Source organism: Planktotalea sp. (genome assembly GCF_050633725.1).
In the GTDB taxonomy this organism is placed as follows: domain Bacteria; phylum Pseudomonadota; class Alphaproteobacteria; order Rhodobacterales; family Rhodobacteraceae; genus Planktotalea.
Map to the genome: position 1 here is coordinate 65,247 of NZ_JBOEHB010000007.1, position 21,486 is coordinate 86,732.

A 21,486-nucleotide genomic window follows, 5' to 3' on the forward strand; every position below is an offset into this window, starting at 1 on the left:
CCACGAATGGACCGCCTGATCGCAGATGCGATCGGCCCATCGTGCTGCGTGCCCGGCGCAAACGGATACCATGGCTAAGAAAATGCTTATCGATGCCACCCACGCGGAAGAAACCCGCGTTGTTGTGGTCGACGGAAACAAGGTTGAGGAATTTGACTTTGAATCCGAAAACAAACGCCAGCTTGCTGGCAACATCTATCTCGCAAAAGTAACGCGCGTTGAGCCGTCCTTGCAGGCGGCTTTTGTGGATTACGGTGGAAACCGTCACGGATTTCTCGCGTTTTCCGAGATTCATCCTGATTATTATCAGATCCCTGTCGCGGACCGTGAGGCCCTGATGGAGGAAGAGCGCGCCTATGCTGAAAGCCAGCGTCAGCGCGATGAAGAACAGGACAAGCCAAAGCCGCGCCGCACGCGCCGTCGTTCGTCCTCTTCGACAAAGGCCGCGGATGCGAACACTGGCGACGCTGTTGTCAGCAAAGAAGTAGAAACGCCAGACGCAGAAGCCACCAGCGAGATCGCTGGGATGGAAACCATTGATCTTGGAGATGACACAAGCCCTGCGGACACGCCTGAGGGGTCTTCCCCGATGGAAACAGTGGCCGAGACGCCCGTCGAGACCCCAAGCGCGGATGAAGCTGTCGAGGAGACTGCTGCAGAAGAAGCAGCGCCTGAGGACGCAAAAGCCGAGGACGGTGGTGAAGCCACTGAAGGTGAAGATTCCGGTGTTGTTGCAGAGGCAACGACAGATGCGGAAGCGGAAGCTGCGCCGAAGGATGACGCACCAAAGGATGACAGCGCGTCTGAGGATGGCGACGTAAAGGCGAAAGACGCGACTGATCGCGATAGCAGCATTGAATCGGTTGCCGAGGAAGATGATGCCGAGGACATTCGTCCTGCGCGCAAGCCGCGTCCACGTCGCTATAAGATCCAAGAAGTTGTCAAAGTCCGCCAAATCCTATTGGTGCAAGTTGTTAAAGAAGAGCGCGGCAACAAAGGCGCGGCGCTCACGACCTATCTATCTCTGGCAGGCCGTTACTGCGTCTTGATGCCAAACACCGCACGTGGTGGCGGCATTTCTCGCAAGATCACCAATGCGGTAGATCGTAAAAAACTCAAAGAGATAGCGACCGAAATTGATGTGCCGCAGGGCGCAGGTTTGATTGTACGAACGGCTGGTGCCAAGCGCACAAAGACCGAGATCAAGCGCGACTATGAATATCTGCAACGCCTGTGGGAGCAAATCCGCGAGCTGACGCTTAAATCCATCGCGCCAGCGAAGATTTATGAAGAAGGCGATCTGATAAAACGCTCGATCCGCGATCTTTATAACCGTGATATCGACGAAGTGTTTGTCGAGGGCGAGCGCGGCTATCGCATCGCGAAAGACTTCATGAAGATGATCATGCCGTCGCACGCGAAGAACGTGAAGCAATACACTGAATCCATGCCGCTTTTTGCCCGTTATCAGGTGGAAAGCTATCTCTCTGGCATGTTCAATCCGACGGTTCAGCTGAAATCTGGCGGTTACATCGTAATTGATACGACCGAGGCTTTGGTTGCGGTTGATGTGAACTCTGGTCGCGCGACCAAAGAAGGCTCGATTGAAGAGACGGCGACGAAGACCAACCTTGAGGCCGCTGAAGAAGTTGCGCGACAGGTGCGTCTGCGCGACCTTGCTGGTCTGATCGTCATCGACTTTATCGACATGGACGAGCGAAAGAACAATTCCGCCGTTGAAAAGCGGATGAAGGACAAGCTCAAATCAGATCGCGCCCGCATCCAAGTGGGTCGCATTTCCGGCTTTGGCCTGATGGAAATGTCGCGCCAACGTTTGCGCCCTGGTATGATCGAAGCGACAACCGCGCCTTGCCCGTCTTGCCACGGCACGGGTCTGATCCGCTCGGACGATAACATGGCGCTTAACATCCTGCGACAGATCGAAGAAGAAGGCGTGCGTCGCCGTTCACGCGAAGTTCTGGTGCGTTGCCCCGTTGCGATCTGTAACTACCTGATGAACCAAAAGCGTGAGCATATTGCGCAGATAGAAATGCGCTATGGTCTTTCCGTGCGCATCGAGGGTGACCCCCACATGGTCAGCCCGGATTTCGTTATGGAGAAGCTGAAAACCGCCACGCGGAATGTGCCGGAACCGGCCACGCATGTTGTGTCTGTTGATACATCTATCATGGATCAAGTCGATGAAGATGTGCCAGAGGAAGAAGATGCAGAGGCAACGTCCGATGCGAGCGCAAATGCGGCACCTGAAGGTGAAGGCGATGAAAAGCCCAAGAAGCGTCGTCGTCGCCGTCGCCGTGGTGGTAAGAAGACCACGCCGGCTGATGCAAGCCAAACAGAAGAGGGCAGCGTAGCTGCTGAGGCTCAGACTGGCAGCGAGGCTGAAAAAGGTGACGCAACGGCCGAAGCGCCAGCGGAAACGCCTGCTAATGATGCAAAAGCTGATGCGCCAGTCGAGGCCTCTGAGGACAAGCCTGTTGAGGAAAAGCCCAAACGCGTAACGCGCTCACGGAGCAGAGCAAAGCCGAAGACGGATGAAGCGCCTGCTGAAGACACAAAGAGCGAGAGCGCGGCAGAGGCAAAATCTGAGGATAAAGCAGAAGCTGAGCCCGTCGCTGAAAAGCCCAAGCGTAAACCACGCACGCGCAAACCCGCAGCGCCGAAAGCTGCTGTAGCAGAGGCACCTGCTGTTGAAGCAGAAGCCGAGAAACCTGTTGAAGCACCCGTTGCCGAGGCACCTGTTCAGGAAACTGCCGTTGAAACAGCGCCAGAGGTTGTGCCAGAGGTTGCGAATGAAATCTCTGCGCCAGTTGAGACGCCTGTGGAGGTCGCCGCAGCAGAACCCGTAGCTGAGGAGCCTGTGGTTGAAGATGCGACTGCGGAGGCAAAACCCGAGCCAACATCGCTTGGATCGTTTGAACCAACGAAGCCCAAGCGCCGCGGATGGTGGTCTTTGGGTAAATAGCCTAATTGCTTGATGACAAACTAGAAAACGCCGCGCCAAGAGCGCGGCGTTTTTTGTTTTTGGAGCTGTGACTTTTCTTGATGAAGCTAATTTTACAGCCTTCTAGAGCAATTTTGTCTGATCAGGCGTTACTGGTTTGGGGGCGTCACAATTGGATATGAATGTGATCGTCATGGCGCGCGGCGCGGCAGCCTTGAAACCTAATTTTTGAGCCGTGCAGGTTAAACCGAGACTTTAGATGCGGCTCAAGAAATACTTTTCCGACCCTTGCGTTGTTGCTCAGCAACTTTAGCGCAGTGGACATGCGCTTTGGTTCAAGATGATACTCTGGCCAAAAACGTTGAAGCCACGCCAGATCCCAGCGCAACGTCAAAGCCCTGTCCTGGCAGTCTGTCGGCCCTTTTTCAAACGCGAAATATCCTATCGGTGACTTGGTGACGTTGGGCAAAAACCGATTATTTTCTTGGTAAAAGAAGGCGATGTCGACTTTACGGCCATCGCTGTGAGACAGATGCGGAAGCAATGGAAACCCCGAAATGAAGGGGAAATTTGCATCAAGTATGAGTAGCGTTGTGTCAGGGAATTTTGCACTCATTGATGATGAAACATCGCTTAACACCGCTTTTAGTTCTGGTGTCACATATTGGCGATTTGCGGCGCAAAAGAATGCGGATTTCATACGATAGGTGCCAGAAGAAAAGCAGGAAATCGGCTCGCGACCAAACTGGGGCGCGAGAAAAAGAGCGCTGACACTTAGCAAGATGTAGCTCAGGACAAAGACCAATAGTCTGCGTTTGAAACACAGTGCAATCAACCAAGCGATGCCGCCGAGCTGTGTGAGCAGAGTGAGGAAAACAACAAGGACTGTGTGTCGTGCAAATGTTAACATTAGCCTGATGTCCCTTATCTCGATAACGGTGTGATTGGCTCAGTGAACTGAGCCGCGCGTTACCGAAGTCACAGGAAACGCCCCTCTTATTTGCCTTTGCGGATTACATAAATCTGCGCGCCGTCCTCTTCGCGGCTTTCAATCAAGACGTGGCCCGCTTCGGCGCAAAAATGAGGAACGTCGATGATTGCTGCCGGGTCGTCGGCGCGCATTTCCAATTCATCGCCTATGTCGAGTGGCATCAAACGCTTGCGCGCTTTGAGAACGGGAAGGGGGCACAGAAGGCCGATCGCATCTAGAGTATGTCGCATAGTGTTCAGTTATCCGTGATGTGTCACTTAGTCCACGCCCTTGTGACTTTGCATGAGGGGCTGCATCGGGCTAAGTGGGCGCATGTTTGGAATCGACATCATATCCGCAGGCCTTGCGCCGGCAATGATCGTGGCTTTGCTTGCCGGGATCATCTCATTTCTTAGCCCTTGCGTGCTACCGATTGTGCCACCTTACCTTGCATTCATGAGCGGGGTTTCGGTGCCGGAAATGCAAGGCACGCGCGCAGCGCGGCGGCAAACTGGGATCGCGGCGATCTTCTTTGTAATGGGATTGTCGACGATCTTTTTGCTGCTCGGGTTTACGGCCTCTGTGTTCGGCGCGTTCTTTTTGCAAAACCAAGTGCTGTTCGGTCAAATCGCAGGTGGCGTGATCATCGTGTTTGGCCTGCATTTTCTTGGTGTATTCCGCATCGGATTTCTTGATCGCGAAGCACGCTTAGATGCGGGAGATCGCGGAGGCAGTGCGTTTGGAGCCTATGTGTTGGGCCTTGCTTTTGCCTTTGGCTGGACGCCTTGCATTGGTCCGCAATTGGGCGCGATCCTGTCCCTTGCGGCCTCTGAGGCTGATGTGGCGCGTGGAACCACGCTTTTGGGTGTTTATGCACTGGGGCTTGGCATTCCGTTTCTGTTGGCTGCGTTCTTTATTGATCGCGCAATGGGGGTGATGAGCACGCTAAAGCGTCATATGGGATTGATTGAAAAGATCTCTGGTGTGCTGTTGATTGCGGTGGGCGTTGCAATGCTAACGGGGGCATTTTCGCTGTTTGCCTTTTGGTTGCTTGAAACCTTTCCAGCCCTTGGTGCGCTTGGCTAAAGGCGGTGTTTCGGATCGCTTGCGCGATCCGACCGACTGGGGGCCAGCCCCCAGACCCCCGAGATATTTGTCGACCAAAGAAGTGAAACGCGTGCCATAGTCTTGCCAAATCTGTCTACTATGCGGATGTTGTGCAAAAAGGTTGTTGGGATGAGTGAGCGAGAGCAAGGTGTTGTGCGGCGACGGGTGTTTTATATTCCCGGTTACGATCCGTTTCATCCGCGCCGCTATCGAGAGCTTTATCGAAAAGAGAGCGCCGCGCAGGCGCAGATTTCCGGATATGAGATCGGGCTAAAGCCCAAGCAAGGCAAAGGCCCGTATGGTTGGCACGTATCAGCCGACATTGATGGCGCGCATGTCGAGAGCGAGATCGAGGTGCTCTATTGGGCCGATATGGTGAAATCGAGCATGAATATGGGCATTGCCTCGACGTATAAGGTTTTGGCGCAAACTGCTTGGATTTACATAGGCTCTGGGGCTTTGTGGCGGCTGATGAAGCTGCGTAAGGGGCCGGTCATCGCGGCGCTCTATCCTGTTGGGTTTTTGCTGGTGCAGGCCTTGCTTGCCTGGCTCGCGGCCTATGTGATTGCGCAGGGTGTTCAGGCGTTTCTGTCAGGTTGGGTCGGCGTCTTGCTAGGCTGGCTGTTGGGCGGCGTTGCGGCCTATGGGATCCTTGATTTCTTTCGGCGCAAGGACAACAAGTTCTTTGCCTATTATCTAATGCATGACTACGCTTACTCAGCGCGCACGCGCGGCGCTAATCCGCCAGAGCTTGAGGCGCGCATGCAAGAATTTGTGCAACGAATTGCCGAGGCGCTTCGCTCAGATGTGGATGAGGTTCTGGTGATTGGCCATTCCTCGGGCGCGCATATTGGTGTCTCTGTCTTGGCTGACCTGCTGCGCCAAAGGGCAGAGCAAGAGGCGGGGCCAGAGCTGAGTTTTCTGACGTTGGGGCAGGTGGTTCCCATGGTTTCGTTCCTGCCCGAGGCTTGGCGCTTGCGCGCAGATCTGGCCTATATGGCCCAGCAAGAGCAGGTGTTTTGGGTGGATGTCACCGCGCCTGGTGATGGCTGCGCCTTTGCCCTATGTGACCCCGTCAGCGTGAGCGGGGTGGCGACAGAAGCAAAGTTGCATCCTCTGGTGTTCTCTGCCGCGTTTACGCAATCGCTTTCACAGGAGCGATGGGCGGAATTGCGTTGGCGATTCTTTCGCCTGCATTTCCAATATCTTTGCGCGTTTGATGCGCCAAAAGATTATGACTATTTCCAGATCACCGCAGGCCCAATGACGTTGGCGCGGCGGTACAAAGGGCGCGCGGCTTCAAAGAGCAGGATCGAAAAGCCCGTGAATCGTTTTGTGAGCACAGCGCCATGACTGTTTCTAACCTGCCGCCCAAGCCCGTATCGCGCGGCGAGAAAGTATCATTGCGCCAATATGTGCGTTTGTTTCGCAAAGATATTCTGTCGGCTCAGCCTGCTCGGCTGTATCGCGCGTGGATGGCAGAGTTTCGCACGCCGTTTTTCCGCTCTTACCTGATGAACCAGCCCGAATTGGTAAAAACGGTTCTGAAAGAGCGACCCGATGACTTTCCCAAGAGTGGACGGATCAGCGAGGGCTTGCGCCCCTTGCTGGGCAATAGCGTCTTTCTAACCAATGGAGACACGTGGAAGCGGCAAAGGCGTATCATTGATCCCGCCTTTGAAGGAGGACGGCTTCGCGAGACCTTTCCTGCGATCTGGGCGGCGTCAGAAGCGGCGCTCGCACGGCTTGACGGGTTTGCAGGTAGCGAGGTGGAGATCGAAGAACACACCAGCCACGCTGCTGCTGATGTGATTTTCCGTACGCTGTTTTCGATTCCGATCGAGCATGAGATTGCCTCGGAAGTCTTTCATGAGTTTCGGGCCTATCAGCGGTCACAACCGATCTTGAATATCGCAGCCTTTGTTCCCTTGCCGCGATGGATGCCACGGTTCTTTCGCGCTGATACGAGGGCCGCAGCAGCGAAAATACGTGGATTGATCACCCAACTGACCGCCGAACGCATGGCGCAGATTGAGGCGGCCACTGCGCCAAACGATCTGGCCACCAAGATCATGACAACCGCTGACCCAGTTACGGGAGAGCGGTTCTCAACCGAGGAAATGGTTGATCAGGTCGCTATTTTCTTTCTCGCCGGGCATGAAACCAGCGCATCCGCGCTTGCTTGGGCGCTGTATTTAATGGCGCAATTCCCTGACTGGCAGGACAAGGTTGCTGCTGAGGCTGAGGCGGGATTGGCCAACGATTTTTCGGCGATGTCGAAGTTGAAAATCTCTCGTGACGTGTTTCGCGAAACGTTGCGCCTGTATCCACCGGTTCCAATGATGGTTCGCCAAAATACCTGCCCTGAACGATTTCGGGATCGCGAAATCAAAACGGGCAGTCAAATTGTTCTTAGCCCGTGGCATTTGCATCGGCACGAGAGACTCTGGGACAATCCTGATGGATTTGATCCTGCGCGGTGGGGAACCGAGAACGGGAAAAGCTGTATGCGGGATGCGTATATGCCGTTTTCGAGCGGCAGCAGAGTATGTACCGGTGCTGGCTTTGCGATGATTGAAGGCGTCCTGATTCTGTCGATGATTTTGCGCAAATACCGGGTAAGTTTGACTGATCGAGCTGCACCCGAACCTGTTGCACATCTGACTGTGCGGGCAAAAGACGGAATCTTTTTGAGGCTTGATCCAAGGGCGTGATGGCGATTTTCGTGTGCTGAAAGAGCGCTCGCCGGTTGTCTCTTTTGCCAGTGAACACGCACGAAGGGCGCTAGGTTTGCGGGCGATACTGCTCCAGCACAAAGAGCCTTATAGCGGATGCAAGGCCACAATCCGAGCCGCGAATCGCATCAATTTCCGCCGCTAAATCATTGATTGCACGCCCTTTTTCGGATGCGATATCGCGAAAGGCATCCCAGAAGGCATCTTCAAGAGAGACCGACGTGCGATGGCCTTTTAACGTTAGGCTGCGTTTTTGCGGGCGTTGCATCATTTTTCAGGCAAGTATCCACGCTGATTGCCTTGGGATGCAGCAGTTTTATACGCATTCAAGACACGGGCGAGAGAGCCATTGTTATTCTTAAGGTATCGACGCGCTTGTCGGATCGCAATCATTTGCGCGCGTGGGATTTCAAACTTTTGCTCAACTTGGGGCATGCGACATACTCTGAAACTATTAGTTCGAGCCTTTATGTCAGCCAAATGAGGCGAGAATTTGATGTTAGTCTGACGGAGTTTCGCTGCGTTTGAGTTTGTCGAGTTTGGACGTTTCAAGCGCTTCGCGAGATTTTGCGAGGTCGCGTTCTGCTTTGGGGAGGCCATGCAGCACAGCATTTTGATCTGCGCGGGCTTTTTCAGTCGCCCGCGCTTTTTGTTTTCTGAACCGGTTAAGATTGACCGGCTTGCCCATTTATTTGGGGCCGATCATGTCTTCTGGGCGCACAACCGCGTCGAAGGTTTCCTCGTCAACAAAGCCAAGCGCAATTGCTTCTTCTTTGAGAGTAGTACCGTTTTTGTGCGCAGTTTTTGCAACCTTAGTCGCGTTGTCATAGCCAATGGTCGGCGCGAGCGCTGTAACCAACATCAGGCTTTCTTTCATCAGTTTTTCGATGCGTGGCTCGTTGGCTTGTGTGCCGTTCAGCATGCGCTCGGTAAAGGAAGAGGCCGCATCGCCCAAAAGCTGCATAGATTGCAACAGGTTATAAGACATCATTGGGTTATAAACGTTGAGTTCAAAGTGACCTTGCGAGCCTGCGAATTTGATTGCAGCGTCGTTGCCCATGACGTGGGCAGCAACCTGTGTGAGCGCCTCAGCCTGCGTCGGGTTAACTTTGCCCGGCATGATGGAAGAGCCTGGCTCGTTCTCAGGCAGGATCAACTCGCCAAGGCCAGAGCGCGGGCCAGAGCCCAAGAGGCGCATATCGGACGCGATTTTGTAGCAAGAGCCAGCGACCGTCGCCAAAGCGCCCGACATGAAGACCATGGCGTCATGCGCGGCGAGCGCTTCGAATTTGTTCGGCGCTGTCACGAAGGGCAGCTCGGTTATTTCTGCCATATTCGCAGCAACTGTTTCGCCCCAGCCGTGCTTGGTGTTGAGACCCGTGCCAACCGCTGTGCCGCCTTGTGCGAGTTCGTAAATACCAGGCAGGGTTGCTTCGATACGCGCGATGCCTTGGCGAATTTGGTGTGCGTAGCCCGAGAATTCCTGACCCAGCGTGAGCGGCGTTGCATCCTGAGTATGGGTGCGGCCGATCTTGATGATGTCTTTGAACTCTTCGGACTTGGCTTCAAGCCCCGCCAAAAGCTGCTTGAGACCTGGCATCAGCGTGTCGCGCACCATCATCGCCGCGCCGATGTGCATCGCAGTTGGGAAAGTATCGTTGGAGGACTGACCCATGTTGCAGTGATCATTGGGATGGACCGGGTCTTTTGAGCCGATCACGCCGCCGAGGATTTCAATCGCGCGGTTGGCGATGACCTCGTTAGAATTCATGTTGGACTGCGTGCCAGAACCTGTCTGCCAAACAACCAGCGGGAAGTTGTCGTCGAACTTGCCCTCAATGACTTCGCCAGCCGCTTCGATGATGGCGTCCGCGAGCTTAGGGTCCAGATCGCCAGAGGCTTTGTTGGCCATCGCGCAGGCCTTTTTAATGACGCCAAGCGCGCGCACAATGGCGACGGGTTGCTTTTCCCAACCAATTGGGAAGTTCATCAATGAACGCTGCGTTTGTGCGCCCCAGTATTTTTCGGATGGGACTTCCAGAGGGCCAAAGCTGTCAGTTTCTGTGCGTGTCGTGGACATAAGATGCTCCTGTGATGTTCAGGCTGGTATACAATTGCATGCGGTTTAGGACGAACCACCCATGCAGATCAATTGGAAAGAAGCGCGCAGGCAAATCCAGTAAATCGCTTATTTGCGAAACGCGTCCAAAGAGACAACTTCGGCCTCTTTTTGCGGTGGCTCTTCTGGCTCGGGCTTGTCTTCGCTCTCAATTTCAAGCTCTGCGACGTCCTCATCCACAGAATGCAGACCGATGTCTTCGTCTTCATCTTCGTTAGATTCAAAGCGAAGGCCGAATTCGACTGACGGATCGACAAAGGTTCTCAAAGAATCAAAAGGGATATTCAGAGGCTCTGGGGCATCACCGAAGTTCAATGTGATAGAGAAACCATCGTCGCGTATATCTAGATTGTCGAACCAATGTTGAACAACAACAGTCATTTCAGCCGGGTAGCGCTCGCGCAGCCAATCTGCAATTTCTACGTTTGGGTGGGTGGTATCAAACGTGATGAAAAAATGATGCTCGCCCGGTAACCCGTGTTCTTTGACGTCGATTAGCACAGTTTTTATCAGCGAGCGCATCGCGCTGTGCATGAGATGTCCGTAGTCAATCGAATCTGCCATCTGCCGGGCCCCCAGTTTGCCTTGGCTCAAGCATAAGCCGTTTCCAAGTAAACCAAAAGGGGTGTTGCGCCGAGTCATGACACTCCATGGCTGTCTTTATAAGTTAAGCTGCAGTGTGCAAATACTTCTGCGAAGGATTTGGGCGTAAACTGTTCTGCGAAAAGTTTTCTTCGCAGAAGAAAAAGACGGGCGAAATCTTTCGCAGAAAGATTTCTTAGCAGATGATCCGCAAAGGCTCGGGTGTGCAAATAATGATTATCTGGCCTGCAGCTTCTATCATGTGAAATCCCCGCTTTCGCACCTCAAGCTCTAGCGCATCGCGTCCGATTTCTTGCTCGATGCTTTTGACAGAACGCCGAACAATAGTGGATTTTGCGCCGAATATCTGATCCTGCCATGGCGCAGCGCTACTTATACGAAAAACCCGTGTCATGAACACGGGTTTTTCATGGGTTGGTTAATATCCCTTTAAGCGCGGCGACGTCGTCCGCCTGATCGGCCTGCGCGCCCACGGCTTTCCTGACCAGCTTTCGGCGCAACTTTATTCGTTCTTATCCATTCTGCGCCACCTTCGTCGTTATCCGTTAAGAAATTTGCCGCGCGGATCGCTTCCATTTCCTTGCCTGCACGTGGTTTGGTTGAGCCGATCCCGAACATCTCGCAAAAGGCCTCGTCATCTATACCTTCGGGCAGCACGATGCCTGCGGCTTCGACTTCAGCGCGTTTTTCTGCAATTTTCTTCGGCCCGGTTGCCAAAGCGACAGGGTTCATAATCGCCGAGGTCATGCCAGCACCCATCGCCATCGGAAGAAATGCGTTGTTTATGCCGTGACGGTTGGGAAGCCCGAACGAAATGTTTGACGCGCCACACGTTGTGTTGACGCCCAGTTCTTCGCGCAAGCGGCGTACCAAAGTGAAAACCTGCAGACCCGCAGTTCCCATCGCGCCAATCGGCATGACCAGCGGGTCCACAACAATGTCATGTGCCGGAATGCCGAAATCCGCAGCGCGTTCGACGATTTTCTTTGCTACTGCAAAGCGCACATCAGGGTCTTCAGAGATGCCAGTGTCATCGTTAGAAATCGCAACAACAGGGACGTTGTACTTCTTAACCAACGGCAAAACCAACTCCAGCCGTTCTTCTTCGCCAGTAACAGAGTTGAGCAATGGGCGACCTTCAGCTGCGGCCAGACCTTGCTCCAAAGCACCCGGCACTGAGCTGTCGATGCACAAAGGACAATCGGTGACGGCTTGAACCACATCAATCAGTTGACGCATCAATGTCGGCTCAACAAAGTTGTTGTCNNGCGCGGGTCTTCGGCCATCTTGTTGGAAAACACCGCGCCCGAATTGATGTCCAGCACCGTCGCCCCCGCCATGACCTGCGCAATCGCGTCGGCCTCGACGGTCGAGAAATCGTCCATCTCCAGCTCGGCCGCCAGTTTTTTGCGGCCCGTGGGGTTGATCCGTTCGCCAATCACGCAGAATGGCTGATCGAACCCGATAATGGCGGTTTTGGTTTTGCTTTCAATAACGGTGCGCGTCATGCCTGTGTTTTCCTTAGGATGCGTTGGCAGGACGCCCAGAGGCGCCGCCATTTTCAATTGCCCAGTTGGCGTTTGTTTTGATGCCGCCAAGGGGGAAGAAGTGAACGTTGGTGATGTTAAAATCGGGGTTGGCCGCTTTGTGCGCAGCAAGTTCGCTGAGAACCTCTGTCGGCTCGTATGGCAGCAGCAGCTTGGTCACATCCATCGCGCGTTTTTGCAGCACTTTCAATGATGGGCCAACGCCGCAAGCAATCGCGAACTTAATAAGGGTTTGAAGCTTGGCAGGGCCTGCGATTCCGATATGTATCGGAATATCGATTCCAGCGTCTTTGATAGCATCCGCCCAAGCAATGATCGGTTTCGCTTCAAAGGCAAACTGGGTGGCAAGTGCCATCTGAGCATCTGTGCGCTCGCTAAAGGATTGCTTCCAGCGCAGCGCATCCATGACATTTTGTTCGCCGCCATTGGGATCAATGTCCTTGTTGCCCTCAGGATGACCCGCAACGTGAAGGCGTTTGAAACCAGCTTTGTCGAATAGGCCAGTTTCCATAAGCTGCATAGAGCTGTCAAAATCGCCGTGCGGCGTTGCCACGCCGCCCGCAAGCAAAAGCGCTTGTTCAATCCCTGCTTCGCCTTGGTAGCGCGCAATCCAATCGCCTAGCGTTGCGGCGTCTTTGATAATGCGGGCGGGAAAATGCGGCATCACATCGTAGCCCTGCTGGGTAATGCGCGCGGCATTCGCGACCATGTCTTCGATCGGCGTGCCTTCGATATGGGCGATGTAAACGCGCGTTCCTTTGGGCAGGTACGCGCGAAAATCATCAATTTTGCTCGCTGTGCGGGGCATGACTTCGATCGAGTAACCGCTTAGAAAGGCTTCGATCTCGGCGTTGCTTCCTTGATCGGCAGGCGCAGTTTTTCTTTTGAAGTTTAATAGTGCCATGATCGTATCTCCCAATCCCATCAAGTGCGTTTGCAGGCGGTTAAGCCCACCCATCCTTTGCAATAAGGGCTTTCAGGCGCTCATTGTCGTATTCTGCTTCCAAACGAAGGGCTTCTGCCTCGACGATGTTATCTGGGCTTCCGTCCAACGGGTAGGGGTCTGCTTTGCGCCATTCAGCAAGGTACGCGTCTGCGTCTTTGGCATTGACCTTCATAGCTGCGCGATCGATGGCTTGCTCGAAGCGCTCTTCCAATTGACGTTTGGAGCCTCTGCGCCCTTTTCCGACGATCACCTGAGCGGGGATGTCGCGCCAATAGACAATCGTTACGTCCGGCATTGCTGATTCCTAACCTGTTCTTCTTCAATTTCGTAATGCACCCGCGCGGGAGAACGCGGCCTGTTTTCGACAAAACGATACGCCAGAGCGACGCGATTGCATGGCGCCATCTTAGCTGCGTTGCAGCAATAACGGCTAGAGCGTCGCAGGCTCATAATTTTCATGGAGTTTATGAAAGGGCGCGGTGCACATGCCCCTTGCGAGGACGAACCTGCGCGCGTAGGCTGAATTCAACACGATAATCGAAAGGGCGTATGTATGGCGCCCAAGCGTCCCAAAGGTGCGGGCGCGCTCCCGAGACTTGGCTCTAATGTTGGCCTAACGCCGGTCGAGACCCCCGCGCCGATACCGCCTGATTCCTCCGCGCTATATGCTGCGTTGGATTTGGGAACGAATAGTTGCCGCATGCTGATTGCCCAACCGAAGGGCAGCCAGTTTCATGTGGTCGATAGCTTTTCAAAGTCCGTCCAGTTGGGGGCAGGGCTTGAGAGTACAGGAAAGCTCAGTCGTGCCTCAATGGCGCGGACGATCCAAGCTTTGCGAATCTGTCAGCAAAAACTGAAGCGCCATAAAGTCGGGCGCATGCGCCTCGTTGCGACCGAAGCCTGTCGCCGTGCAGGCAATGGCGCTGGGTTTATGCGCCAGATTACGCGCGAAACAGGGTTGCGATTGGATATAATCAAACCCGAAGAAGAAGCCCGCCTTGCGGTAATTTCATGCGCGCCGTTGGTTTCGACCAAGACAGAGCAGTTGTTGGTTGTGGATATCGGGGGCGGATCGACTGAATTGGTTTGGATTGATCTTACGGCGGTGCCCAAGCGCGAAAGACCCAAGGCAATCATGCGGTTGCATGCAGGGTTTCATACCCAAGATAGCCCGTTTCCTGCGGCAAAAGTGGTGGATTGGATTTCGGTGCCCTTGGGCGTGGCGACGCTGCGCGATCAATTTAACGACGTCGAAGACGATTCGGCGCGATTTGCTTTGATGAGTTGGTATTTTGAAGAGCATCTGTCAGAATTCGCGCCTTATAAAGATGAACAAACGCGTCAGGGCTTTCAGATTGTTGGGACATCAGGAACTGTCACAACAGTCGCGGCCTCGCATCTTGGCCTCAAACGCTATGATCGTAACAAGGTAGACGGCTTGCGTATGAGTTCGGATCAGATCGACAAAGTTATCCATATGTATCTTAAGCTTGGGCCCGCAGGCCGGCGCAAAGATCCACGCATCGGGCAAGATCGCCAAGCTTTGATCATGTCAGGTGCTGCGATTTTGCAGGCTTTATTGCGATGTTGGCCAACGGATCAGCTTTCTGTTGCTGACAGGGGGCTGCGCGAAGGTTTGCTGTATGCGCAGATGAGCGCGGATGGTGTTTTGGAAGATGGTGTGTATTAAGGTTGCAAAATCTTCTGCGAAGATTTTGGGTTCCACATTTTTCTGCGAAAAATGTGCTTAGGCCGGGATTTTCGCAGAAAATCGTGGCGACTAGACAGAGATTGACGTGAGATGGCAAAGACTCCCACAGGTAAAAATAATTCGGGTCGTGGACAGCGGGATTTGACGGTGAAGGTCAAAAGCGCACGTGGTCGGCGCATGTCGTCTACGCTCTGGCTACAGCGCCAACTCAACGATCCATATGTCAAACGCGCCAAGGCAGAAGGGTATCGTGGCCGCGCGGCGTTTAAGATCATGGAAGTCGACGACAAATATCGTTTTTTAGTCCCGGGCGCGCGGGTTGTTGATCTTGGCTGCGCTCCAGGGGGCTGGTGCCAGGTCGCGGTGCCGCGCATCAATGCGCTCGGCGACAAGCGGGGCAAAGCAGTCGGCACGCTCCTTGGAATTGACCTGCAAGAGGTCGAAACCATGGCGGGCGCTGAATTCCATGTGTTGGATTTTCTCGATGAAGGCGCGGATGAGTTAGTGAAAGGTTGGCTTGGCGGGCAAGCAGACGTGGTCATGTCTGATATGGCAGCTTCGTCTTCGGGCCACAAACAAACCGACCACTTACGCATCATGCATCTATGCGAAACTGCTGCGTATTTCGCTTTTGATGTTCTGGCTGAGGGGGGCACATTCGTCGCCAAGGTTCTGGCAGGTGGCGCTGAGGGGGACTTGCAAAAAGTTCTGAAACAGAACTTTACCAAGGTTGCCCATATGAAACCACCAAGCTCGCGTTCTGACAGTTCAGAAAAATTCGTTGTTGCGACTGGGTTTAAGGGGCGCAGAGAAACGCGTGATGATTAGAAGGAATGTGCTTCTGCCTAGCTGTATCGTTTAAAACAGCCACGTGAAAAGCGCGACCCAGAACCCGATTGAGATCAGCAGGCAAATTCCAAACATCACGACCAATGCGTGATCGTTTTCGCAATACGACTGATCTTTATCATCATTTAGATGCCTTGGAGCGATCGGCAACAAAGGCGTGTTTGGCAGTGTATCAACGTTGGTCATTTCAAAACCTCGTATCAGTTTAGCGTGTCGTTTCTATCCGCGACGCAACGCCAGCTTTGGCGAACAATCTGTCCAAATTGGGGCGTCGGCTTTTGTATCGCTCGTATGAAGGGCAAACGTGACGCTTAAGCGACAGCTTTATGAAGGTTTTGTTACAAAAGCGCTTTTTGGAAAACTTAGGGCGATATCGAGCGCGCTTTTACAAGATCACTGCGCCAGAATATGCAATTTGGTAGGCCCGGCAGGACTTGAACCTGCAACCAACGCGTTATGAGCACGCTGCTCTAACCAATTGAGCTACAGGCCCTACCTTGCATCCGTGATTAGCATATGCCGCATCCGCGTCAAGCGTGCAGATTGCACTCTTTGCTCCATTCAGGTAATCGCAGCGCAACGCCAACACAGTAGTCCACGGGGTGGAGATTTCCATGAGCGAGCAAAGCAGCAAAAACGGCATCACCTATGCGGATGCAGGTGTGGACATCGATGCAGGCAATGCGCTTGTTGAGCGGATCAAACCGGCTGCCAAACGCACCAATCGCTCTGGCGTAATGTCGGGTCTTGGTGGCTTTGGCGCGCTGTTTGATCTGAAGGGCGCAGGATATAGCGATCCGATCTTGGTTGGCGCAACCGACGGTGTTGGCACCAAACTGCGCATCGCGATTGATACTGGCCTTGTTGATGGGGTCGGCATTGATCTGGTCGCCATGTGTGTCAACGATCTGGTCTGCCAAGGCGCAGAACCTTTGTTTTTCCTGGATTATTTCGCGACGGGCCATCTGGAAACAGAGGTCGCCGCGCGTATCATTGAAGGCATTGCTGAGGGCTGTGTGCGTTCAAACTGTGCATTGATTGGCGGCGAAACCGCCGAAATGCCGGGCATGTATCCTGCAGGTGACTTTGATCTTGCGGGATTCTCTGTTGGCGCGATGGAGCGGGGCAGTGAGCTTCCTGCGGATGTTCAGGTTGGCGATGTCTTGCTCGGTCTCGCCTCTGATGGTGTGCATTCGAACGGGTATTCGCTGGTGCGCAAGCTGGTGGATATGTCTGGTCTTGGCTGGGATGACGATTGCCCATTTGGCGACGGAACGCTCGGCGCGGCGCTGCTGACGCCAACGCGGCTTTATGTGACCCAAGCGCTTGCGGCGGTTCGGGCAGGGGGCGTTCACGCGCTGGCCCATATCACAGGCGGTGGCATCACAGAAAATATCCCGCGCGTTTTGCCAGACGGCTGCGGTATCGAAATTGATCTCAACGCATGGGATTTACCGCCTGTTTTCAAATGGATGGCGGAAACGGGCAACATGGCTGAAGCAGAAATGCTCAAGACCTTTAACTGTGGTCAGGGCATGGTTCTCAGCGTTGCTGCAGATCGCGCCGATGCGCTTGCAGAGCTTCTTGCTTCCGAAGGCGAAACAGTAACCCGCCTTGGAAGCGTCACCGACACCGGCGAGGTGCGTTACACAGGATCTCTCCTTTGAGCACAGGCCAGAAATTGAAGGTCGCTATCCTGATTTCTGGTGGCGGCTCAAACATGGTGACGCTTTTGAAAAGCATGGGCGCGGATCATCCCGCAGCGCCGTGCATGGTGATGTCCAATAAAGCGGATGCAGGCGGATTGGCCAAGGCACAAGCGTTGGGTGTGCCAACGGCTGTTGTCGATCACCGCCCCTTTGGGCAAGACCGCGCTGGCTTTGAAGATGCGATGTTGGCAAAACTGGAGGCCGCAAACGCCGATGTTGTGTGCCTCGCGGGTTTCATGCGGGTTCTCACGCCGCATTTTATTGACCGCTTTGAAGGGCGGATGTTGAACGTGCATCCTTCGCTTTTGCCCAAATACAAAGGTCTGAACACCCACGCACGCGCCATCGAAGCAGGGGATGCAGAAGCGGGCTGCACCGTTCACGTCGCAACTGCAAAGCTCGATGATGGTCCGATCATCGCGCAGGCCCGTGTGCCGATCCTGAAAGACGATACGCCAGAAACCTTGGCTGCGCGCGTTTTGGTTGAGGAGCATCGGATTTATCCCGAAGCATTACAAAGCTTTACGCAGAACTTATAAAGTAGATTTGGGCGCTAACATCGTGGCGCTTTATTTCGGGGGTTTTATCGCGTATTGCAGGTTTATACATCTCTCGAAAGCACCTGATACACATGCTCACGATCACAACGACCGACGCCCTCGCCGACTTTTGCAATGAAGCGCGAAAGCATCCTTATGTCACTGTTGATACGGAGTTTTTGAGAGAGCGCACCTATTATTCCAAGCTCTGTCTTGTTCAGCTTGCGATGCCGGGAAAGGACGACAGCAATGGCTGTCTTGTTGACCCGCTCGTTGAGGGGCTTTCACTTGAACCGCTGTATGATCTGTTTCGCGATGAGAACGTGGTCAAAGTGTTCCATGCGGCCCGTCAGGACATCGAGATTTTCCAAGTGGATGCGGGTGTGATCCCAACGCCCTTGTTTGATACGCAAGTCGCATCAATGGTTTGCGGCTTTGGTGAACAGGTTGGATATGACACTTTGGTGCGTAAGATCACCAAAGAAGAGATAGATAAGTCTTCACGCTTTACCGATTGGTCGCGACGGCCCCTAAGCGATGCGCAGAAAAGCTATGCGCTCGCGGATGTAACCCACTTGCGCCAAGTCTATGAATTCTTGGCGAAAAAGCTCAAAGATGCCAATCGCGCGCATTGGGTCGCAGAGGAGATGAAGATCCTCAACAGTCCTGAAACATACACGGTTAAGCCGGCGGATGCTTGGAAGCGAGTGAAGACGCGCAACAACAATCCGCGTTTTCTTGCGATTGTGCGCGAGTTGGCGGAGTTTCGGGAAGACTATGCGCAGACGCGAAATATCCCGCGTTCGCGTGTTTTCAAAGATGACGCTTTGGCCGAGATCGCGGCAACCAAGCCAAAGGATCATTCAGATCTAGGGCGTTCGCGTTTGTTACTGCGTGAGGCGCGAAAGGGCGACATTGCCGAAGGCATTCTGAAGTCAGTGAAAGCGGGCCTGAATTGCAAAGAGGCCGATCTTCCACGCACTGAGCGTTCTGGTCAAAAGCTTCAGGTCAATCCAGCTTTGGCTGACTTGTTGCGCGTTTTACTCAAAGCGAAAACAGGCACAGTTGGCGTTGCGTCCAAACTGGTTGCTCCGGCGTCTGAACTTGATGCTATTGCTGCGGGTGAGCGCGATGTAAATGCGCTAAAAGGCTGGCGCTTTGAAGTCTTCGGAGAAGATGCGCTCAAGCTGTGCAATGGCGAAATTGCCCTTGCTGCTAAGGGCAGCAATGTGGTTTCGGTGCCGGTCTAAGCGACCGAGACCAAGCAAGCACATAAATGAGCTGTGGATTAACGACGCCGCGTGCTGCGCTGGTTGCGTGCGCCTTTAACAACGATGGTTTTGACGCCAAGCAGGTCCTGGTCACTGACAAAACGCGCAACATTGATTTGGCGGGCTGCTTCACCACCAACGCCGACGGTGGATTCTGGCCGCACTGCCGTCAACGTATAGCTAAGAACGCCTTTGACTGGGCCGTCCTCATTATCTGCTTCTAGGCGCGAATCGTAATAGCCGATCACATCTGTGACGCCCACGGCATGGATAATTGCGCCGCCGGGGCGACGCTCAATGCGCAGCGCGCTGATTTGATCAACAGGTCGACCTTGGTACACAGGCTTTGGGCGACGCGCGAAGCTACGCGCTGGAATGAGCGGATTGTTTGTGCGCTGGACCTCTACAGGGCCAGATCTTGAATTTCCAAACCAGTTGCCCGGATTTACCCAAGAATTTGCCAATCCTCCACCGCAACCGGCTAGGGCCAATGCGCTGCATAGCAAAAGGGTACGTTGAAATGCCATGATGATGCCTCGTCTCTGCTCTGGTTTGATTTATCCCATCCCGTCGCCATTGAAAAGCGCCAAGAGTAGACTGGACCTTTGGCGATTTGCTGACTACCTCAAGCGCACAGCATCTGTGGAGTTAACAAAATGGCGAATGCAGCTTTTGAAGAGCTTGTTGAAGATTTCGAATTTCTCGAAGATTGGGAAGATCGTTATCGCCATGTGATCGAACAGGGCAAGGCGATGGAGCCACTTGATGAGGCGCTAAAAGTGCCTGCGACCAAGGTGGATGGCTGCGCAAGCCAAGTTTGGCTGCATCCTACCATCGAAAACGGTGTTTTTCGGTTCGATGGGGAAAGCGATGCAATGATCGTCAACGGCCTCATCGCGCTCCTGCGCATGCTTTATAACGACACGGCGGTTAAAGATGTGATGCAGATTGATGCCAAGAGCGAGCTTGGCCGCCTTGGGCTGAATGATCATCTGTCCGCGCAGCGCTCTAACGGTCTGGCAGCGATGATCGTACGCATTCGCGAAACAGCAAACGCCGCGCTTTAGTTAGCGGCTTAGTCGCATCGTATTCGGCGTAAGCGCATCGGGCCAGCCGAAATAGCGTTCGATCAAAACGATTGCGGCGCAAATCAAAGCAACGACAAGGATCAGTTTAACGCGTTTCGCGGAGGGCGGTCTGCGCACCCATGTGGCCATGCGCAGGAAGTGGCGTGGGTTAACCATCTTCGGTAAAGCGCACCTTACCAATGAAGGGCAGGTTGCGATTGCGCTGCGCAAAGTCGATGCCATACCCGACGACAAATTCGTCGGGTATTTGGAACCCGATCCAGTCCGATTTGAAATCCACTTCGCGCCGAGTGGGTTTGTCGAGCAAGGCAATGGATTTCAACTTGGCAGGTTTGCGCGACATGAGCAGATTGGTGACGTGGTTGAGTGTGTGACCCGTGTCAACGATATCTTCTACAACAAGGACATCTCGCCCTTCAATTGCGCCGCGTAAGTCTTTGAGAATGCGCACTTCTCGACTGCTCTCCATGCCGTCACCGTAGGAGGAGGCTTCGAGAAAATCGACTTCGACAGGTAGGTCCAATTCGCGCACAATGTCAGCAATAAAAACAAAAGAACCACGCAACAGCCCAACAACGACGAGCTTGTCAGTGCCGTCAAATTCTTTCTCGATCTCGTTGCTCAACTCTTCAATGCGCGCGGCAATGGATTTGGCCGAGATCATTTGATCAATGACATATGGACGCTGTGGCATGGCTTCCCCTTGAATTCTTTGCGCTCGCATAGGACATGCAGCACAAGTGAGATAACGGGAAATCGAAGGCTATGCCAACCCATTCTGAAATTCGGCATATGCCGTATTCTGCTCAGCAGATGTATGATCTTGTTGCCGACGTTGCGCTTTACCCTGAATTCCTGCCTTGGTGCTCTGCAGCGCGCATTCGCTCGCGCACGCCAGAGGGTGCATCCGAAGTGATGTTGGCCGACTTGATGATCTCTTTCAAAGTGTTCCGCGAAAAATTTGGCAGCCGCGTGGTTTTGTTCGCGGATGAGAAGAAGATCGATACCGAATATTTGGACGGCCCGTTCAAGTTCATGAAGTCAAATTGGGCATTTGCAGATGCTGAAGGGGGCGGGTGCGACGTTCAGTTCTTTGTTGATTTCGAGTTTAAAAACGCGATTTTGCAAGGAATTATCGGTGTTGTCTTTAATGAAGCGATGCAGCGCATTGTGCGCGCGTTTGAAGCGCGCGCAGAGGCGCTTTATGGGGCTGGAACGTAATCCAATTGCGTGCTGCGCACACATGATGAGCCGCTAACGCGGCGGTTTGGGGCGCTGCCCCGTCTGCGCGATGCGCAGACTCCCCGGAGTTTCCGGGGGAAATGAAGCT

25 protein-coding genes, 1 tRNA gene and 1 pseudogene are annotated in these 21,486 nt (G+C 53.8%); 11 read left to right on the forward strand and 16 right to left on the reverse strand.

Annotated elements, in window-relative coordinates:
• Positions 1-70 precede the first annotated feature (70 nt).
• Positions 71-2,983 (forward strand): Rne/Rng family ribonuclease, encoded by a 2,913-nt coding sequence (locus ACRBCU_RS07620; protein WP_431364780.1) that lies wholly within the window; start codon positions 71-73, stop codon positions 2,981-2,983.
• Positions 2,984-3,128: 145 nt separating this feature from the next.
• Here the strand turns inward: ACRBCU_RS07620 and ACRBCU_RS07625 are convergent, their stop codons facing one another.
• Both ACRBCU_RS07625 and ACRBCU_RS07630 read right to left on the reverse strand, forming a co-directional pair.
• Complete coding sequence (locus ACRBCU_RS07625) at positions 3,129-3,872, reverse strand: hypothetical protein (RefSeq protein ID WP_431364781.1); 744 nt, start codon at positions 3,870-3,872, stop codon at positions 3,129-3,131.
• An 86-nt stretch (positions 3,873-3,958) separates the two neighbouring features.
• On the reverse strand, positions 3,959-4,183 hold the full coding sequence (locus tag ACRBCU_RS07630) for a sulfurtransferase TusA family protein (RefSeq protein WP_431364782.1): 225 nt from the start codon (positions 4,181-4,183) through the stop codon (positions 3,959-3,961).
• A gap of 82 nt (positions 4,184-4,265) precedes the next feature.
• On the opposite strand from ACRBCU_RS07630, the gene ACRBCU_RS07635 reads away from it, so the two are divergent.
• The 3 genes from ACRBCU_RS07635 (at position 4,266) to ACRBCU_RS07645 (ending at position 7,753) form a co-directional block, all read left to right on the forward strand.
• Entirely contained in the window at positions 4,266-5,018 is a 753-nt protein-coding gene (locus ACRBCU_RS07635; protein WP_431364783.1) for a cytochrome c biogenesis CcdA family protein, read from the forward strand.
• 150 nt (positions 5,019-5,168) lie between these two features.
• Positions 5,169-6,392, forward strand: coding sequence for a hypothetical protein (locus tag ACRBCU_RS07640; RefSeq protein ID WP_431364784.1), 1,224 nt, complete (start codon positions 5,169-5,171; stop codon positions 6,390-6,392).
• Positions 6,389-7,753, forward strand: coding sequence for a cytochrome P450 (locus ACRBCU_RS07645; RefSeq protein WP_431364785.1), 1,365 nt, complete (start codon positions 6,389-6,391; stop codon positions 7,751-7,753). The genes ACRBCU_RS07640 and ACRBCU_RS07645 overlap by 4 nt, the downstream gene beginning before the upstream one ends.
• Before the next feature lie 70 nt (positions 7,754-7,823).
• Here the strand turns inward: ACRBCU_RS07645 and ACRBCU_RS07650 are convergent, their stop codons facing one another.
• The 9 genes and pseudogenes from ACRBCU_RS07650 to ACRBCU_RS07690 form a co-directional block, all read right to left on the reverse strand.
• Entirely contained in the window at positions 7,824-8,045 is a 222-nt protein-coding gene (locus ACRBCU_RS07650) for a ribbon-helix-helix domain-containing protein (RefSeq protein ID WP_431364786.1), read from the reverse strand.
• Positions 8,046-8,273: 228 nt separating this feature from the next.
• Positions 8,274-8,462 (reverse strand): DUF4169 family protein, encoded by a 189-nt coding sequence (locus ACRBCU_RS07655; protein ID WP_431364787.1) that lies wholly within the window; start codon positions 8,460-8,462, stop codon positions 8,274-8,276.
• Complete coding sequence (fumC, locus tag ACRBCU_RS07660) at positions 8,463-9,854, reverse strand: class II fumarate hydratase (protein ID WP_431364788.1); 1,392 nt, start codon at positions 9,852-9,854, stop codon at positions 8,463-8,465.
• Between the two features lie 108 nt (positions 9,855-9,962).
• The gene (locus tag ACRBCU_RS07665; RefSeq protein WP_431364789.1) at positions 9,963-10,457 is read right to left on the reverse strand and encodes an SspB family protein; all 495 of its coding nucleotides are present in this window, start codon (positions 10,455-10,457) and stop codon (positions 9,963-9,965) included.
• A 214-nt stretch (positions 10,458-10,671) separates the two neighbouring features.
• Positions 10,672-10,890, reverse strand: a complete 219-nt coding sequence (locus ACRBCU_RS07670) for an N-(5'-phosphoribosyl)anthranilate isomerase (protein ID WP_431364790.1) — start codon at positions 10,888-10,890, stop codon at positions 10,672-10,674.
• Between the two features lie 35 nt (positions 10,891-10,925).
• On the reverse strand, positions 10,926-11,762 hold an 837-nt coding region (locus ACRBCU_RS07675; RefSeq protein ID WP_431364791.1), incomplete at its 5' end, for a dihydropteroate synthase.
• A 2-nt stretch (positions 11,763-11,764) separates the two neighbouring features.
• Positions 11,765-12,004 (reverse strand): annotated as a pseudogene (locus tag ACRBCU_RS07680) (methyltetrahydrofolate cobalamin methyltransferase); the annotation flags it as partial.
• A gap of 13 nt (positions 12,005-12,017) precedes the next feature.
• Positions 12,018-12,947: a methylenetetrahydrofolate reductase gene (locus tag ACRBCU_RS07685; protein ID WP_431364792.1), complete on the reverse strand. Its 930-nt coding sequence runs from the start codon at positions 12,945-12,947 to the stop codon at positions 12,018-12,020.
• 40 nt (positions 12,948-12,987) lie between these two features.
• On the reverse strand, positions 12,988-13,284 hold the full coding sequence (locus ACRBCU_RS07690) for a virulence factor (RefSeq protein ID WP_431364793.1): 297 nt from the start codon (positions 13,282-13,284) through the stop codon (positions 12,988-12,990).
• Positions 13,285-13,542: 258 nt separating this feature from the next.
• On the opposite strand from ACRBCU_RS07690, the gene ACRBCU_RS07695 reads away from it, so the two are divergent.
• Complete coding sequence (locus tag ACRBCU_RS07695; RefSeq protein ID WP_431364794.1) at positions 13,543-14,679, forward strand: Ppx/GppA phosphatase family protein; 1,137 nt, start codon at positions 13,543-13,545, stop codon at positions 14,677-14,679.
• Positions 14,680-14,790: 111 nt separating this feature from the next.
• Positions 14,791-15,528, forward strand: a complete 738-nt coding sequence (locus ACRBCU_RS07700) for an RlmE family RNA methyltransferase (RefSeq protein WP_431364795.1) — start codon at positions 14,791-14,793, stop codon at positions 15,526-15,528.
• A gap of 30 nt (positions 15,529-15,558) precedes the next feature.
• Here ACRBCU_RS07700 and ACRBCU_RS07705 read toward each other — a convergent pair whose 3' ends face one another.
• Both ACRBCU_RS07705 and ACRBCU_RS07710 read right to left on the reverse strand, forming a co-directional pair.
• A complete protein-coding gene (locus ACRBCU_RS07705) occupies positions 15,559-15,735 on the reverse strand; it encodes a hypothetical protein (RefSeq protein ID WP_431364796.1) in 177 nt (58 codons plus the stop codon).
• A 230-nt stretch (positions 15,736-15,965) separates the two neighbouring features.
• Positions 15,966-16,042, reverse strand: a tRNA-Ile gene (locus ACRBCU_RS07710).
• A gap of 121 nt (positions 16,043-16,163) precedes the next feature.
• Here ACRBCU_RS07710 and purM point away from each other — a divergent pair.
• The 3 genes from purM (at position 16,164) to rnd (ending at position 19,047) form a co-directional block, all read left to right on the forward strand.
• The gene (purM, locus tag ACRBCU_RS07715) at positions 16,164-17,216 is read left to right on the forward strand and encodes a phosphoribosylformylglycinamidine cyclo-ligase (RefSeq protein ID WP_431364797.1); all 1,053 of its coding nucleotides are present in this window, start codon (positions 16,164-16,166) and stop codon (positions 17,214-17,216) included.
• Complete coding sequence (purN, locus tag ACRBCU_RS07720; RefSeq protein WP_431364798.1) at positions 17,213-17,797, forward strand: phosphoribosylglycinamide formyltransferase; 585 nt, start codon at positions 17,213-17,215, stop codon at positions 17,795-17,797. The genes purM and purN overlap by 4 nt, the downstream gene beginning before the upstream one ends.
• A gap of 92 nt (positions 17,798-17,889) precedes the next feature.
• Positions 17,890-19,047: a ribonuclease D gene (gene rnd, locus ACRBCU_RS07725; protein WP_431364799.1), complete on the forward strand. Its 1,158-nt coding sequence runs from the start codon at positions 17,890-17,892 to the stop codon at positions 19,045-19,047.
• A gap of 38 nt (positions 19,048-19,085) precedes the next feature.
• Here the strand turns inward: rnd and ACRBCU_RS07730 are convergent, their stop codons facing one another.
• Complete coding sequence (locus ACRBCU_RS07730; protein WP_431364800.1) at positions 19,086-19,595, reverse strand: hypothetical protein; 510 nt, start codon at positions 19,593-19,595, stop codon at positions 19,086-19,088.
• A gap of 129 nt (positions 19,596-19,724) precedes the next feature.
• On the opposite strand from ACRBCU_RS07730, the gene ACRBCU_RS07735 reads away from it, so the two are divergent.
• Positions 19,725-20,135, forward strand: coding sequence for a SufE family protein (locus tag ACRBCU_RS07735; protein ID WP_431364801.1), 411 nt, complete (start codon positions 19,725-19,727; stop codon positions 20,133-20,135).
• Here the strand turns inward: ACRBCU_RS07735 and ACRBCU_RS07740 are convergent, their stop codons facing one another.
• Both ACRBCU_RS07740 and hpt read right to left on the reverse strand, forming a co-directional pair.
• A complete protein-coding gene (locus ACRBCU_RS07740; protein ID WP_431364802.1) occupies positions 20,136-20,312 on the reverse strand; it encodes a hypothetical protein in 177 nt (58 codons plus the stop codon).
• Positions 20,305-20,850, reverse strand: a complete 546-nt coding sequence (gene hpt / locus ACRBCU_RS07745) for a hypoxanthine phosphoribosyltransferase (RefSeq protein ID WP_431364803.1) — start codon at positions 20,848-20,850, stop codon at positions 20,305-20,307. Before hpt ends, ACRBCU_RS07740 begins: the two co-directional genes overlap by 8 nt.
• 71 nt (positions 20,851-20,921) lie before the next feature.
• Here hpt and ACRBCU_RS07750 point away from each other — a divergent pair, with 71 nt between their 5' ends.
• Positions 20,922-21,377 (forward strand): type II toxin-antitoxin system RatA family toxin, encoded by a 456-nt coding sequence (locus ACRBCU_RS07750; protein WP_431364804.1) that lies wholly within the window; start codon positions 20,922-20,924, stop codon positions 21,375-21,377.
• The last annotated feature ends 109 nt before the right edge of the window (positions 21,378-21,486 follow it).